12 protein-coding genes are annotated in these 14,607 nt (G+C 73.1%); 9 read left to right on the top strand and 3 right to left on the bottom strand.

Annotated elements, in window-relative coordinates; genetic code table 11:
* The 4 genes from F9B16_RS42215 to F9B16_RS42200 form a co-directional block, all read left to right on the top strand.
* Positions 1–1,784: substrate-binding domain-containing protein (locus F9B16_RS42215; RefSeq protein WP_151545882.1), on the top strand; the 1,784-nt coding region annotated here is incomplete at its 5' end.
* Between the two features lie 163 nt (positions 1,785–1,947).
* Positions 1,948–3,099, top strand: coding sequence for an acyl-CoA dehydrogenase family protein (locus tag F9B16_RS42210; RefSeq protein ID WP_151545881.1), 1,152 nt, complete (start codon positions 1,948–1,950; stop codon positions 3,097–3,099).
* A gap of 32 nt (positions 3,100–3,131) precedes the next feature.
* Positions 3,132–3,887: a 3-oxoacyl-ACP reductase FabG gene (gene fabG, locus F9B16_RS42205; protein ID WP_151545880.1), complete on the top strand. Its 756-nt coding sequence runs from the start codon at positions 3,132–3,134 to the stop codon at positions 3,885–3,887.
* 88 nt (positions 3,888–3,975) lie between these two features.
* Entirely contained in the window at positions 3,976–4,611 is a 636-nt protein-coding gene (locus F9B16_RS42200; protein WP_192809250.1) for a TetR/AcrR family transcriptional regulator, read from the top strand.
* Here F9B16_RS42200 and F9B16_RS42195 read toward each other — a convergent pair.
* Positions 4,605–5,375, bottom strand: a complete 771-nt coding sequence (locus F9B16_RS42195) for a helical backbone metal receptor (RefSeq protein WP_151545878.1) — start codon at positions 5,373–5,375, stop codon at positions 4,605–4,607. The genes F9B16_RS42200 and F9B16_RS42195 overlap by 7 nt on opposite strands.
* Before the next feature lie 12 nt (positions 5,376–5,387).
* Positions 5,388–8,606, bottom strand: a complete 3,219-nt coding sequence (gene icmF, locus F9B16_RS42190; RefSeq protein WP_151545877.1) for a fused isobutyryl-CoA mutase/GTPase IcmF — start codon at positions 8,604–8,606, stop codon at positions 5,388–5,390.
* 53 nt (positions 8,607–8,659) lie between these two features.
* On the opposite strand from icmF, the gene F9B16_RS42185 reads away from it, so the two are divergent.
* The 4 genes from F9B16_RS42185 (at position 8,660) to F9B16_RS42170 (ending at position 12,830) form a co-directional block, all read left to right on the top strand.
* The gene (locus tag F9B16_RS42185) at positions 8,660–9,196 is read left to right on the top strand and encodes a MarR family winged helix-turn-helix transcriptional regulator (RefSeq protein WP_225992428.1); all 537 of its coding nucleotides are present in this window, start codon (positions 8,660–8,662) and stop codon (positions 9,194–9,196) included.
* Between the two features lie 83 nt (positions 9,197–9,279).
* A complete protein-coding gene (locus tag F9B16_RS42180) occupies positions 9,280–10,551 on the top strand; it encodes a hydroxyacid-oxoacid transhydrogenase (protein WP_151545876.1) in 1,272 nt (423 codons plus the stop codon).
* 124 nt (positions 10,552–10,675) lie between these two features.
* Positions 10,676–11,527, top strand: coding sequence for a tryptophan 2,3-dioxygenase (locus F9B16_RS42175; RefSeq protein WP_151545875.1), 852 nt, complete (start codon positions 10,676–10,678; stop codon positions 11,525–11,527).
* Positions 11,517–12,830 (top strand): FAD-dependent oxidoreductase, encoded by a 1,314-nt coding sequence (locus F9B16_RS42170; protein WP_151545874.1) that lies wholly within the window; start codon positions 11,517–11,519, stop codon positions 12,828–12,830. Before F9B16_RS42175 ends, F9B16_RS42170 begins: the two co-directional genes overlap by 11 nt.
* Here the strand turns inward: F9B16_RS42170 and F9B16_RS42165 are convergent.
* Positions 12,771–14,249, bottom strand: coding sequence for an MFS transporter (locus F9B16_RS42165; RefSeq protein ID WP_225992427.1), 1,479 nt, complete (start codon positions 14,247–14,249; stop codon positions 12,771–12,773). The two genes, F9B16_RS42170 and F9B16_RS42165, sit on opposite strands and share 60 nt — an antisense overlap.
* A 77-nt stretch (positions 14,250–14,326) precedes the next feature.
* On the opposite strand from F9B16_RS42165, the gene F9B16_RS42160 reads away from it, so the two are divergent.
* The gene (locus tag F9B16_RS42160) at positions 14,327–14,554 is read left to right on the top strand and encodes a hypothetical protein (protein ID WP_151545873.1); all 228 of its coding nucleotides are present in this window, start codon (positions 14,327–14,329) and stop codon (positions 14,552–14,554) included.
* Positions 14,555–14,607: the final 53 nt, after the last annotated feature.

The following is a 14,607-nucleotide window of genomic DNA, read 5'->3' as shown; positions in this document are numbered from 1 at the left end:
CGGGCCGGCACGGCGGTCACGGGACGGCGCGTCCGCCGCGGCGCCGCGCGGGCGTCTTCCTCGGCCCGTTCGCGGCGGCCGTGGGACTGGTCGTGCTGTCGGGCTTCGGCGTGTACGCGTTCGCCTCGTCCCGCGGGGACTGCTCCGGCGGCGGCGCGATGACGGTCTCGGTCGCGGCGGCGCCCGACGTCGAGCCCGCCGTGGCGAAGGCGGCCGGACGGTTCAACGACGCCCGGCACGAGATCGGCGGCCGGTGCGCGCGGCTGCGGGTGCGGGCCGCGGACCCGGCGGCGGTCGCGACGCTGCTGTCCGGCAAGGGCTCGGCCGGGGTGACCGAGCGGCCCGACGTGTGGATCCCCGACTCCTCGCTGTGGGTCAGGCTCGTGCAGGGGTCCGGCCGGCCGGCGCAGGCGGTGCCGTTCACCGGGCTCGGCGGGATCGCGTCCAGCCCGATCGTGGTGGCGATGCCGAAGGCCCTCGCCGCGCAGCTGAGGGCCGCGGGCGTGCCGGAGCGGCCGTCCTGGCGGGACCTGCTCGTGGCGGCCGGGACGGCGGACGGCTCCGGCGCGGCACCGGACGCGGGGAACGGCGGCGCGATCCCCGCCCACCTGCTGCGGCTCCAGGTGCCCGACCCCGACCGCAGCGCGACGGGCATGGGCACGCTGATGCTGGCCGGGACGCTGATGGGCGGGTCGCCGGGCGGCGAGGCGGTGTTCACCGGGGTGGTCCGGACGATCCGGGAGGGCATCGCCGCGTCGGTGAACGCCGAGTTCACCGCGTTCCGCGGCGGCTCCGAGCAGCCCTACCCGGTGGCGCTCGCGCCGGAGCGGGCCGTGTTCGCCTACAACGCCGCGCACGCCGCCGATCCGGCCGTCGCGGTGTACCCGTCGGAGGGCTCGGTGTTCCTCGACTACCCCGTCACCGTCCTCGGCAAGGACCCGGCGAAGGTGCGCGCGGGCCGGCTCTTCGAGAAAGCGCTCACATCCAAGGCGTCGCGCGCGGACGTGCGGCGGCTCGGCCTCCGGACCCCCGACGGCGCCGCGCCCGCGTCGTTCACGGCACGAACGGGCGTCGACCCGCGGGTGCCGCACGCGCTGGCGGCGCCGTCCGCCTCGGCCGTCGCGCAGACGATGCAGGCGTGGGCGCAGCTGTCGCTCAGCATCCGGATGCTCAGCATCATGGACATCTCCGGCTCGATGGCCGAGCCGGTCGCGCCGGGGGTGTCGCGGCTGCAGTCGACGATCCGCACCGCGCAGGGCGGCCTGTCGCTGCTGCCCGACGACAGCGAGCTCGGCCAGTGGGAGTTCTCCACGGACCTGCCGGGCGGGCAGGACTGGCGGGAGCTGGTGGGCGTCGGCCCGCTCGGCGAGCGGCTCGGGTCGTCGACCCGGCGGCAGCGGGTGCTGAGCGCGTTCGCGCAGATGCGGGTGAAGAAGCACGGCGACACCGGCCTGTACGACACCGTCCTGGCGGCGTTCGCGTACATGACGCGGACCTACAAGCCGGAGTTCGTGAACTCGATCCTGCTGTGGACCGACGGCCGCGACGAGGACCCCGACGGGCCGACGCTGGACGAGACGCTCGCCGAGCTGGGCCGCGCCTACGACCCGCAGCGGCCCGTGCAGATCAACATGCTCGGGTACGGGCCGGACGTGGACGTCCGGGACCTGCGGCGGGTGGCGCACGCGACGCGCGGCGAGGTGTACGTGGCCGAGACGCCGCAGCAGATCCAGGGGATCTTCCTCAAGGCCGTGTCGCGGCGCGTCTGCGAACCGTCCTGCTGAGGCGGGCGCCCGGCCCGGAGTCCCATCCGAACGGAACGCTAGATTCCGCAATCTCTCCATGGATGGCGCGCGCGGCGGCCCCGCACGTGTCCGGCGTTTGCTGCTAGAACGGGATTCGAGCTAAGTTAGCGTTCTGTTAGTTACGCAGCGAAAGGGGCCGAGCGTGCGCCGCACCCTGTTCAACGAGGACCACGAGGCGTTCCGGGAGACGATCCGGGACTTCATCCAGGCCGAGGTCGCTCCCGTCTACGAGGAGTGGGAGCAGGCCGGGCACCCGCCCCGCGACTTCTACAACAAGCTCGGCGAGCTGGGCGTGTTCGGCATCCAGGTGCCCGAGGAGTACGGCGGCGCCGGCGAGACCAGCTTCAAGTACCAGGCCGTGATCTCCGAGGAGTGCGCGCGCGCCGGGGTGAGCTTCGGCGGCTACGGCGTGCACGTCAACCTCGTCCTGCCGTACCTGCTCAAGTACGCCTCCGAGGAGCAGAAGAAGCGCTGGCTGCCGCCGTTCATCAGCGGCGACATGATGACGGCCATCGCGATGACCGAGCCGGGCACCGGCTCCGACCTCGCCGGCATGCAGACCACCGCCAGGCGCGACGGCGACCACTACATCCTCAACGGCGCCAAGACGTTCATCACCGGCGGCGTCCTCGCCGACCGGGTGCTGGTGGTGGCGCGCACGTCGCCCGCGACGCCGGAGAACCGCCGCGCCGGCCTGTCGATCCTGGTGGTGGACACCAAGAGCGAGGGCTACTCGGTCGGCCGCAAGCTGGAGAAGATCGGGCTGCGCAGCTCCGACACCGCCGAGCTGTCGTTCGTCGACGTGAAGGTGCCCGTCGAGGACCTGCTCGGCGAGGAGGGCGCGGGCTTCAGCTACCTGACCCACAACCTCGCCGAGGAGCGGCTCGGCATCGCCACCAGCTCCTACGCGTCCGCGGCCGCCGCCGTCGAGTTCGCCCGCAAGTACGTCCAGGAGCGCACGGTCTTCGGCAAGACCGTCTCCTCGTTCCAGAACACCAAGTTCGTCCTCGCCGAGTGCGCCACCGAGGTCGAGGCGGCCCGGTCCCTGGTCGACCGCTGCATCGAGGCCCTCGACGCCGGCGAGCTGACCCCGGCCGACGCCGCCGTCGCGAAGCTGTTCTGCACCGAGGTGCAGCAGCGCGTCGTCGACAAGTGCCTGCAGCTGCACGGCGGCTACGGCTACATCCTGGAGTACCCGATCGCGCGCCTGTACGCCGACGCCCGGGTCACCCGGATCTACGGCGGCACCAGCGAGGTGCTGAAGACCATCATCGCCAAGGACATCCAGGTCTGACACATCCGGCTTCGAGGAAGGGCAGGAACGACATGACCGACACCAGGGTCGCCATCGTCACCGGTTCGGCGCGCGGCATCGGCGCCGCCACCGCCGTCCGGCTCGCCCGCGAGGGCTTCGCCGTCGCGGTCTGCGACCTCGACGAGGCCGCCTGCGCCGGCACCGTGGAGACCATCGAGAAGGCGGGCGGGAAGGCCCTCGCGGTCGGCGTGAACGTCGCCGACTCCGGGCAGGTCGCCGCGGCCGTCGCGCGGATCGCCGCCGAGCTCGGCCCGCCGGTCGTGCTGGTGAACAACGCCGGCATCACCCGCGACAACCTGCTGTTCAAGATGTCCGACGACGACTGGGACTCGGTCATGTCGGTGCACCTGCGCGGCTCGTTCCTGATGAGCCGCGCCGCGCAGGAGCACATGACGAAGGCCGGCTGGGGCCGCATCGTCAACCTGTCGTCGACGTCGGCGCTCGGCAACCGCGGCCAGGTGAACTACTCGGCGGCCAAGGCGGGCCTGCAGGGCTTCACCAAGACGCTGGCGATCGAGCTGGGCAAGTTCGGCGTGACCGCGAACGCGATCGCGCCCGGGTTCATCGAGACCGAGATGACCGCGGCGACCGCCGAGCGGGTCGGCGTCGGCTTCGAGGACTTCAAGAACGCCGCCGCCAAGGAGATCCCGGTGCGCCGCGTGGGCCGTCCCGAGGACATCGCGGGCGTCGTGGCGTTCCTGGTCAGCGAGGACGCGTCGTTCGTGTCCGGCCAGGTGATCTACGTGGCGGGCGGCCCCAAAGCGTGATCGGCGACCGGAGCGGAGCCCCGGCGGAGCGGAGGGCGACGGTCGCGTCCGGGGGGTGCGGGGGGTCGTCCCCCCGCACGCGGCGGGCGTGACCGCTCCGCGGGCGGGGCGCCGGGACGAGCGGACCCGCGACCGGGACGCGACCGAGGAGTCGCTGCGGGCGGCGGCGATCGCGCTGCTGCGCCGCGGCGGCGTCCTCGCGGGCCTCAACCTGCGGCAGGTCGCCGACGAGGCGGGCGTCAACCGCGGGCTGGTCTACCAGTACTTCGGGTCGCGGCGGGCGCTGCTGCGCTCGGCGCTGTTCCACCGGTCCCGGCCGAACGCCGAGGACGCGGCGGGCGCCGCGGGGCTGCCGCTGCGCAAGCGGCTGTCGCGGCTGTTCTGGACGAGCCTGCGCCACCCCGAGCCGGTGCTGCTGGCGACGCTACTGGTGCTGGACGGCGACGACCGCCCCCGGGTACTGCTGAACCGCGGCGAGGGACGCAAGGACCTCGCCGCGGAGGCGGCCCGGGGCGAGCTGCCGATCGACGACGTGGAGGCCGTGCAGGCGGCGATCGCGTCCACGATCTACGGCTACACGCTGCTGCGCGAGCACCTGGCGCGGGAGATCGACGTCCCGGCGGAGGAGCTGGACGGGCGGATGGCGCGCTGCGTGGAGGCGATGTTCACGCGCCGCCCGTCCGATGCCGGGGAGGCCGGTCGGGCCGGGGAGGCCGGTCAGTAGGTCCGCGCCGCCGCGAGCCGTTCCCGCAGCTCGGCGGGCGCCTGCACGAGCGACGGGCCGTACCAGGTAAGGTACCGCCCGCTGACGAGCGCGACGTCGGTGCCGGGGAACGACTCGGGGCCGTCGTCCTCGGTGAACCGGTACGGCTCGTCCGGGAGGACGACCAGGTCGGCGCCGGCGGCGTTCAGCTCGTCCAGCGGGATCTTCGGGTACCGCTCGGGATGGCCGGCGTAGACGTTCGCCACGCCGAGGCGGGACAGCACGTCGCCGGTGAAGGTGTCGCGGCCGACGACCATCCACGGGCGCCGCCAGATCGGGATCACGGCGGCGCGCGGCTCGCCGGGCGCCGCGTCCGCCCAGACGCGGGCCGCCTCGTCCAGCCAGTCCGGGACCGGCACATGGCACACTTCGGTGAGCATCCGGCGCAGCGAGGCGAGGGCCTGGTCCACGGTGCGGATCTCGGTCATCCACACCGGGACGCCCGCGGCGCGCAGCGCCTCGACGTCGGCGGGGCGGTTCTCCTCGGTGTTGCCGAGGACGACGTCGGGCCGCAGCTCCCTGATCCGCTCCACGTCCGGGTTCTTCGTCCCGCGCACGCGCGGCACGTCGAGCCCGGCGGTGTGCGTGCACCAGTCCGTGGCGCCGGCGAGGAGCTCCGGCGCGGTCACCGCGACCGTCTCCGTCAGCGACGGGACGATCGACACCACCCGGCGCACCCGCCCCGGCACGGGGACGGGCACGCCGGTGTCGTCGCGGACGGCCATGCGGGGCGGCGCTCAGACGTTGCGGCGGTACTGGCCGCCGACCTCGAAGAACGCGTCGGTGATCTGCTGGAGGCTGCACACCCGCGCCGCGTCCATCAGCACCGCGAACACGTTCTCGCCCACCCGCGCCGCCTCCTTCAGCGCGGCCAGCGCGGCATCGGCGTCGGAGCCGTGCGCGGCCTGGAACGACCGGACCCGCTTCAGCTGGGAGCGCTTCTCGTCCTCGGTGGCGCGGGCCAGCTCGATCGTGTCGGGCGTGCCGTCTCCGGAGTCCGGGGTGCGGAAGGTGTTGACGCCGACGATCGGCAGCGACCCGTCGTGCTTGCGCTGCTCGTACAGCATCGACTCGTCCTGGATGCGGCCGCGCTGGTAGCCGGTCTCCATCGCGCCGAGGACGCCGCCGCGCTCGCTGATCCGGTCGAACTCGGCGAGGACGGCCTCCTCCACCAGGTCGGTCAGCTCGTCGATGATGAACGACCCCTGCAGCGGGTTCTCGTTCATCGCCAGGCCCCACTCGCGGTTGATGATGAGCTGGATCGCGAGCGCGCGCCGCACCGACTCGGCGGTGGGGGTGGTGACGGCCTCGTCGTAGGCGTTGGTGTGCAGGCTGTTGCAGTTGTCGTAGATGGCGATGAGCGCCTGGAGCGTCGTGCGGATGTCGTTGAAGTGCATCTCCTGCGCGTGCAGGGAGCGGCCCGAGGTCTGCACGTGGTACTTGAGCTTCTGGCTGCGCTCGTTGGCGCCGTACCGGTCGCGCATGGCGACGGCCCAGATGCGGCGGGCGACGCGTCCGAGCACGTTGTACTCGGGGTCCATGCCGTTGGAGAAGAAGAACGACAGGTTCGGCGCGAAGTCGTCGATGTCCATTCCGCGCGCCAGGTACGACTCGACGTAGGTGAAGCCGTTGGCGAGGGTGAACGCGAGCTGGCTGATGGGGTTCGCGCCGGCCTCGGCGATGTGGTAGCCGGAGATCGACACCGAGTAGAAGTTGCGGACCTTGTTGGCGATGAACCACTCCTGGATGTCGCCCATCATCCGCAGCGAGAACTCGGTGGAGAAGATGCAGGTGTTCTGGCCCTGGTCCTCCTTGAGGATGTCGGCCTGGACGGTGCCGCGCACGGTGGACAGCACCCGCGCGCGGATCTCCGCGGCCTCCCCGGCGGACGGCTCGCGCCCGTTCTCCTCGCGGAACCGGTCGAGGCCCTGGTCGATCGCGGTGTTGAGGAAGAACGCCAGGATCGTCGGCGCGGGCCCGTTGATGGTCATCGACACCGACGTGGTCGGCGACGACAGGTCGAACCCGTCGTAGAGCGCCTTCATGTCGTCGAGCGTCGCGATCGAGACGCCGGACGTGCCGACCTTGCCGTACACGTCGGGACGCTCGTCGGGGTCGCGGCCGTAGAGGGTGACCGAGTCGAACGCGGTGGACAGCCGGGTGGCGGGCTGGCCCTCCGACAGCAGCTTGAAGCGGCGGTTGGTGCGGAACGGGTCGCCCTCCCCCGCGAACATGCGGGCCGGGTCCTCGTTGTCGCGCTTGAACGGGAACACCCCGGCGGTGAACGGGAACCTCCCGGGCAGGTTCTCGGCGCGCAGGAAGCGCAGCAGCTCGCCGTGGTCGGTGTAGCGGGGCAGCGCGACGCGCGGGATGCGGCTGCCCGACAGCGACTCGCGCGTCAGCGTGGTGCGCAGCTCCCTGTCGCGGATCTTCACGACCTGCTCGTCGCCGGAGTAGGACTCGACGACGGCGGGCCAGCCCTCGATCAGCGCCGCGTTCTCCGGGGCGACGTCGCGGCGCGCCCTCTCCAGCAGCCCTTCGACCTCGGACGCATCGGTCAGCTCGGCGCGGACCTCGTCGAGGCGCTGCACCCGCCGGACGGCCTCGGCCTGCGCGGCCGTGTCGGCGTGGTAGCCGCGGACGGTCTCGGCGATGTCGCTCAAATACCGGACGCGGCCCGGCGGGATGATCGTGGCGGCGCCGGTCGAGACCCTGGTGTCGACGTGCGGGAGCGCGCCGTCCGCGAGGGTCAGGCCGTGCTCGGTGAGCATGCCGCCGAGGTGCTGGTAGAGGGCGGTGACGCCGTCGTCGTTGAAGGTGGCGGCGCTGGTGCCGAACACCGGCATGTCCTCGGGCCGCTGCCCGAACGCCTCCCGGTTGCGCACGAGCTGCCGGGACACGTCGCGGCGGGCGTCCTCGGCGCCGCGCCGCTCGAACTTGTTGATCGCGACGACGTCCGCGAAGTCGAGCATGTCGATCTTCTCGAGCTGGGACGCGGCGCCGAACTCCGGCGTCATCACGTACAGCGAGACGTCCACGAGGGGCACGATCGCGGCGTCGCCCTGCCCGATCCCCGGCGTCTCCAGGATGACCAGGTCGTATCCGGCGGCCTTGACGGCGGTGAGGATGTCCTCGATGTTCTCGGGCAGCTCGCGGGCGCCGCGGGTGGCGAGGGAGCGGAAGAAGACCCTGTCGCCGTCCAGGGAGTTCATCCGGATGCGGTCGCCGAGCAGGGCGCCGCCGCCGCGCCGCCGCGTCGGGTCGACGGCGAGGACCGCGACGCGCAGCCGGTCGCGCTGGTCGACGCGCAGCCGGCGGACCAGCTCGTCGGTGAGGGAGGACTTGCCGGAGCCGCCCGTCCCGGTGATGCCGAGGACGGGGACGCGGCGTCCGGACGCGGCGTCGGCGAGCGCGGCGCGGTCGGCGCCGGCCAGCTTCCCGGCCTGCAGGCAGGTGATGGTCCGGGCGAGGGCGCGCCGGTCGCCGGCGATCACCGCGTCCGCGGGGACGGGCTCGTCGGCCAGGTCGACGTCGCAGTCCCGGACCAGCTCGTTGATCATGCCGGGCAGGCCGAGCCGCTGCCCGTCCTCCGGGGAGAAGATCCGCACGCCCGCGCCGGCGAGCCGGGCGATCTCCTCGTGCACGATCACGCCGCCCCCGCCGCCGAACACCCGCACCTGCTCGGCGCCGGCCTCCTTGAGGCTGCGCGACAGGTACTCGAAGTACTCGACGTGGCCGCCCTGGTAGGAGCTGATCGCGACGCCCTGCGCGTCCTCCTCCAGCACGGCGTCGACGACCTCGCGGACGGACCGGTCGTGCCCCAGGTGCACCACCTCGGCGCCCTGCGACTGCAGGATCCGCCGCATGATGTTGATCGCCGCGTCGTGCCCGTCGAACAGCGCGGCGGCCGTCACGAAGCGCACCGGGTGCACCGGCTTGTGGAGCGGTCCGGACACGTCCCCCACCTCAACCTTTGGACATCCAATATTTGGAAGTTAAAATAGTTTCCGTGCGCGACGAGGTCAAGACGCCTTACGGTGGGGCGGTGCCCGACACCCCCGACCCCATCTCCGAGGCCCACCGGCAGTGGAGCGCCCGCTGGCCCGAGCACGCCGACCACATGGCGGCCGTGACCTCGGTGATGCGGGCGCAGCAGCTGCTGCTCAGCCGGATCGAGGCGGTGCTGAAGCCGCACGGGCTGACCTTCGCCGCCTACGAGGCGCTCCGGCTGCTCGCCTTCACCCGTACCGGCACCCTTCCCATGGGGAAGATGGGCACTCGCCTCATGGTGCACCCGGCGTCGGTCACCAACGTCATCGGACGGCTGGAGCGGCGCGGGCTCGTCGGCCGCGCCCCCTCCCCCGACGACCGCCGCGTCGTGCTCGCCACGATCACCCCGGCGGGCCGCGACCTCGCCGAGGAGGCCACCGTCGCGCTCAACGAGGCCGGCTTCGGCATCGCCGCCCTGCCCGCCGAGCGCGCCGCCGAGATCACCGCCGCCCTGCGCGCCGTGCGCGTGTCGGTGGGCGAGCTCTCCGACGAGTAGCGGGCGCCGGCCCCGCCTTGCCCGCCGCGTTCGGGCGGTGACACCGTGGGAACGATCACCGGTACCGGCATCGAGGGGCGGACATGGCGAACGAGACGGTCTTCACCTACGGCGCGCCGCAGCTGAAGTTCGGCACGGGCGCGGCCGAGGAGATCGGCTATGACCTCGCGCAGCACGGCGCGCGGCGGGTCCTCGTGGTGACCGACCCGGGCGTCGCCGCTACCGGCGGGCCGCAGCGCGTCGCCGACGCGATGAAGGCGTACGGGATCGAGGCGGCGGTGTACGACCGCGTCCGCGTCGAGCCGACGGACGCGAGCATGCGCGAGGCGGTCGAGCACGCGCGGGACACCGGCCCGTACGACGCGTACGTCGCGGTGGGCGGCGGGTCCAGCATCGACACCGCCAAGGCCGTCAACCTGCTCACCACGAACGACGGCGACCTCGCCGAGTACCTGAACCCGCCGGTCGGCGCGGGACGGGCACCGGAGCGGCCGCTGCTGCCGCTCGTCGCCGTCCCCACCACGACCGGGACCGGCGCGGAGAGCACGACGGTCTGCGTCCTGGACGTCCTCGACCTGCGGGTCAAGACGGGCATCAGCCATCCGCGCATGCGCCCGGCGCTCGCCGTCGTCGACCCCGACCTGATGGTGACGCAGCCGTCCGGGGTGACCGCGTCGTCCGGGATGGACATCGTGTGCCACGCGCTGGAGAGCTACACGGCCAAGCCGTACGACGCGTACGAGCGCAAGCGGCCCGAGCAGCGCGTCCCGTACTGCGGCGCGAACCCGGTCTCGGACATGTGGTCCGAGCGGGCGCTCGGCTTGATCGCCCATTCGTTCCGCGCGGCCGTCCGGGACGGCGAGGACCGCCGGGCCCGCGCCGACATGGCACTGGCCGCGACGTTCGCGGGGCTCGGGTTCGGGAACGCGGGCGTGCACATCCCGCACGCCAACGCGTACCCGATCGCCGGGCAGGTCAAGGACTTCCGTCCCGACGGGTACCCGGACGGGGAGCCGATGGTCCCGCACGGGATGTCGGTGTCGCTCACCGCGCCCGAGGCGTTCCGGTTCACCTTCCAGGCGCGTCCCGAACGGCACATCCGCGCGGCCGAGCTGCTCGCCCCGGAGATGGACCGGCCGGACGACCCGGCCGAGCACCTGCCGCGCGCGCTGCTGAGCCTGATGCGCGACATCGGCATCCCGGACGGGATCGCGGGCGTCGGCTACGGGGAGGCCGACATCCCGGACCTGGTCGAGGGCACGATGCGGCAGCAGCGGCTGCTGGTGGCGTCGCCGCGCCCGGTCACCGAGGACGACATCGCGGGCATCTTCCGGCGGTCGCTCCGGTCCTGGTGAGGCCGCACCGCCCCACGTCGGGCGGATTGCCGGGTATGTCCGCCACAGGTCCACCCACCGGCCGAATGGGCAGAACGATCCAATATGCTGCGGGTCACATCCGTTGTGTCGCAAGGAGGCGGTGATGGCGGATTCGCCGACGATGACGTACGGCGGGTACCTGCGGCTGGATCGGCTCCTGGACTGCCAGGAGCCCGAGACCGACGCCCACGACGAGCTGCTGTTCGTGATCATCCATCAGGTCTACGAGCTGTGGTTCAAGCAGATCCTGCACGAGGCCGCGCTGCTGCAGCGCCGGCTGGAGGCGGGCGGCAGCGCGGGCGCGCTGCACACCGCGCGCCGGATCGCCAAGATCCTCAAGACCGTGGTCGGGCAGCTGGACGTGCTGGAGACGATGACGCCCCGGCAGTTCGCCGCGTTCCGGCACGCGCTCGGCACCTCCAGCGGGTTCCAGAGCGACCAGTTCCGCGAGATCGAGGCCGTGCTCGGCCGGCGCGGGTTCCCGGCGTCGGTGCTGCGCGGCGACGAGCGGCTGCGCGCCGCGGTGGCACGGCCGTCGATGTTCGACTCGCTGCTCCGCTACCTCGCCGTGCAGGGCCACCCCGTCCCCCGCGAGGCGCTCGACCGCGACACCTCGCTGCCGTGGGAGCCGAACGCGGACGTCCAGAAGGTGCTGCTGGCGGTCTACGCCGACGAGAACGGGCCCGCCGCCGAGGTGTGCGAGGCGCTCGTGGACGTGGACGAGGGCATCCAGGAGTGGCGGTACCGGCACCTGAAGATGGTCGAGCGGACCATCGGCGCCAAGCTCGGCACGGGCGGCTCCGCCGGGGCCGACTACCTGCGCTCCACGCTGTTCACGCCTGCGTTCCCCGACCTGTGGGAGGTCCGCTCGCAGACCGAGCAGCCCACCAACGGAGAGCAGCCCACCAACGGAGAGCGGCCCGCCAACGGGGAGGGGCCCGCCGATGGCGCCTGAGCGGGGCGAGCGGGTCGCGATCGTCGGCGCGGGCCTCGCGGGCTGCCTGCTCGCGGTGCTGCTCGGCCGGCGCGGCATCGAGGTGACCGTCTACGAGCGGCGTCCCGACCCGCGGATCGCGGGCGCGGAGCGGGGCCGCTCGATCAACCTGGCGATCTCCGCGCGCGGGCTCGCCGCCCTCGAACAGGTGGGGCTGCGGGACCGGTCGCTGAAGCAGGCCCTGCCGATGCACGGCCGGATGGTGCATCCGCTCGGCAAGGAGCAGAACTTCCAGCCCTACAGCGCCGACGGCGAGCGCGCCATCAACTCCATCAGCCGGGCCCAGCTCAACGAGTCGCTGCTCGACACGGCCGAGGCGACGCCCGGCGTGACGCTGCGCTTCGCCCAGCGCGTCACCGGCGTGGACGTCCAGGCCGGGGCGCTGCTGATGGAGGACGGCGGGACCGAGCACGCGGACGTCGTCCTCGCCGGGGACGGCGCGTACAGCGCCGTGCGCCGGTCCCTCGGCCTCAACGAGGACGCCGACTTCCTGGAGCACGGGTACAAGGAGCTGACCGTCCCGCCGCGCGGCGGGGACTTCGCGCTCGACCCGGACGCGCTGCACATCTGGCCGCGCGGCACCTCGATGATGATCGCGCTCCCGAACCTGGACCGTTCGTTCACCTGCACGCTGTTCTGGCCCAAGTCCGACCTCGCGGCGCTGGACACCCCCGAGAAGATCACCGCGTACTTCGCCGAGCACTACCCGGACGTCGCGGGCCTGATCCCCGACCTGGTCGACGACTACGAGCGCAACCCGGTGGGGTCGCTGGTGACGGTGCGGTGCCGGCCGTGGACGCGGCGGGGCGACGGCGCAATCGTCGCGCTGCTCGGCGACGCCGCGCACGCGATCGTCCCGTTCTTCGGGCAGGGCGCGAACTGCGCGTTCGAGGACTGCATCGAGATCGACCGCTGCCTGACTGAGACCGGCGGCGACTGGGCGCGCGCGCTGGCGCTGTACGAGGAGCGCCGCAAGCCGAACACCGACGCGATCGCCGAGATGGCGCTGGACAACTTCATCGAGATGCGCGACCGCGTGTCGTCCCCCGTGTACCGGGCGAAGCAGGCGGCGACGCACGCGCTGGAACGCCGGCTCGCGGGCCGGTACGTCTCGCGGTACGAGCTGGTGTCGTTCTCGACGATGCCGTACGCGCGGATCCCGGCCCGCATCCGGCGGCAGAACCTGGCGCTCGCGGGCGCGGCGTCAGCAGTTCTCGCGGGCCTGGCCGTGCTCCTGCGCCTCGCGCTGCGCCAGCGCCGCTGACCGGGCGCGGCGGCCGGCCGCCAGGTCGGCGACGGCCGCCGCCAGCGCCAGCACGACGAACGCCAGGATGACGACGAGGCCGCGGCGGAACGCCCCCGCCCAGTCGCCGTGCGTGCTCGCGAGCGCGGAGAAGAACACCGACCCGACCGCCGCGATCCCCGTCGCGGTGCCGACCCGCTGCCCGGTCTGCAGCACGCCGGCGGCGCTGCCGCCCTCCGTGACGTGGACCTCCGACAGCGTGATGGTCTGGTTCGGGGCGATGACGAGGCCGCTGCCGCAGCCCGCGAACAGCAGCGGCAGCGCGGTCGCGATCCCGACGCCCCGTCCCGGCTCCAGCTCGACCGCGAGCCACGCCGCGGCCAGCCCGACCGTGACCATCGCGAGCCCGGCGGCGACGAGCGGCCGCCCGTACCTGGCGACGATGCGCCCGCCGACCGCCGCCGCCACGCCCGACCCGACCGCGAACGGGGTGATGGCGAGGCCCGCCTCCAGCGCGCTGTAGCCCAGGCCGTTCTGCAGGTACAGGGTGAAGATGAAGAAGATCGCGGTGAACCCGGCGAAGTACAGCAGCGCGATCGCCGACCCCAGCGCGTACGAGCGGAGCCGGAACAGCCCGAGGTCCACCATCGGCGCGCGGGCCCGCCGCTCCCACCAGGCGAACGCCGCGATGAACAGCGCGCCCGCGAGGACCAGCAGCCATTTGCGGTTCCCGTGCCACTGCTGCTCCTGGACGAGCGGGAGCAGCACGCACACCACGCCCGCGCCGAGCAGCAGCACGCCGGGCGGGTCGAGGCCCTGCTTCTCCCCGCACACCGGCGGCGGCAGCAGCCGCCACGCCAGGAACAGCGCCGCCACGCCGACCGGGATGTTGACGTAGAACACCCAGCGCCAGCCCTCCTCGGGCCCGGCGAGCGCGATGATGCCGCCGCCCAGCAGCGGCCCGGCGGCCGTCGCGATCCCGATGACCGCGCCGAGCGCGCCGAACGCGCGGCCCCGCTCGCCGCCCTGGAACAGCTGCTGGATGAGCCCCGCGACCTGCGGGTTCAGGATGCCGCCCGCGACGCCCTGGACGAGCCGGGCCAGCACGAGCCACGTCATGGCCGGCGCGATGCCGGCCGCCGCGCTGGCCGCGGTGAACAGCGCCAGCCCGGTCATGAACACGGCGCGGCGGCTGCGCGCGTCGCCGAGCCGCCCGGCGGGCACGAGCACCAGCCCGAAGGTCAGCGCGTAGCCCGACAGGATCCACTGCAGCCCCGCCTCGGAGGCGTGCATCCCCTGCTTGATCGACGGCAGCGCGACATTGACGATGCTGACGTCCAGCAGCGTCATGAACGCGGCGACGAGGCAGACCGAGAGCGCCCGCCAGGGGCGCTGCACCCGGCCCTCCTGGTCGGCGCCCGCCGCCGCCTCCGTCCGCACGAGCGATCTCCTTTCCGGAGATCATCTCGCCAAACCCGGCGCGCGGGGCGCCCCGGCCCCTGTGCCAGAGTTGCGTGGTGACCGAATCCGCACCGGGCTCCGGCCCCGACGAACTGCAGTGCTCCGCCAAGGGCTGCCGCGCCGCCGCCGTGTGGGCGCTGCGCTGGAACAACCCGAAGATCCACACCCCGGACCGGCGGAAGATCTGGCTCGCCTGCGACGAGCACCGCGAGAGCCTGTCGGCGTTCCTCGACCGCCGCGACTTCCTCAAGGACGTGGTCCCGGTCGAGGACCGCGACGCCTGACCGCCGCCTGGAGCGGAGCGGAAGGCGGCGGTCAGGCCCCTTTCGCGGGGGGT

This window comes from Actinomadura montaniterrae, from assembly GCF_008923365.1.
GTDB classification, from domain to species: domain Bacteria; phylum Actinomycetota; class Actinomycetes; order Streptosporangiales; family Streptosporangiaceae; genus Spirillospora; species Spirillospora montaniterrae.
Note: the sequence above shows the minus strand (reverse complement) of the source record. Positions and strands in the feature narration are given on the sequence as shown.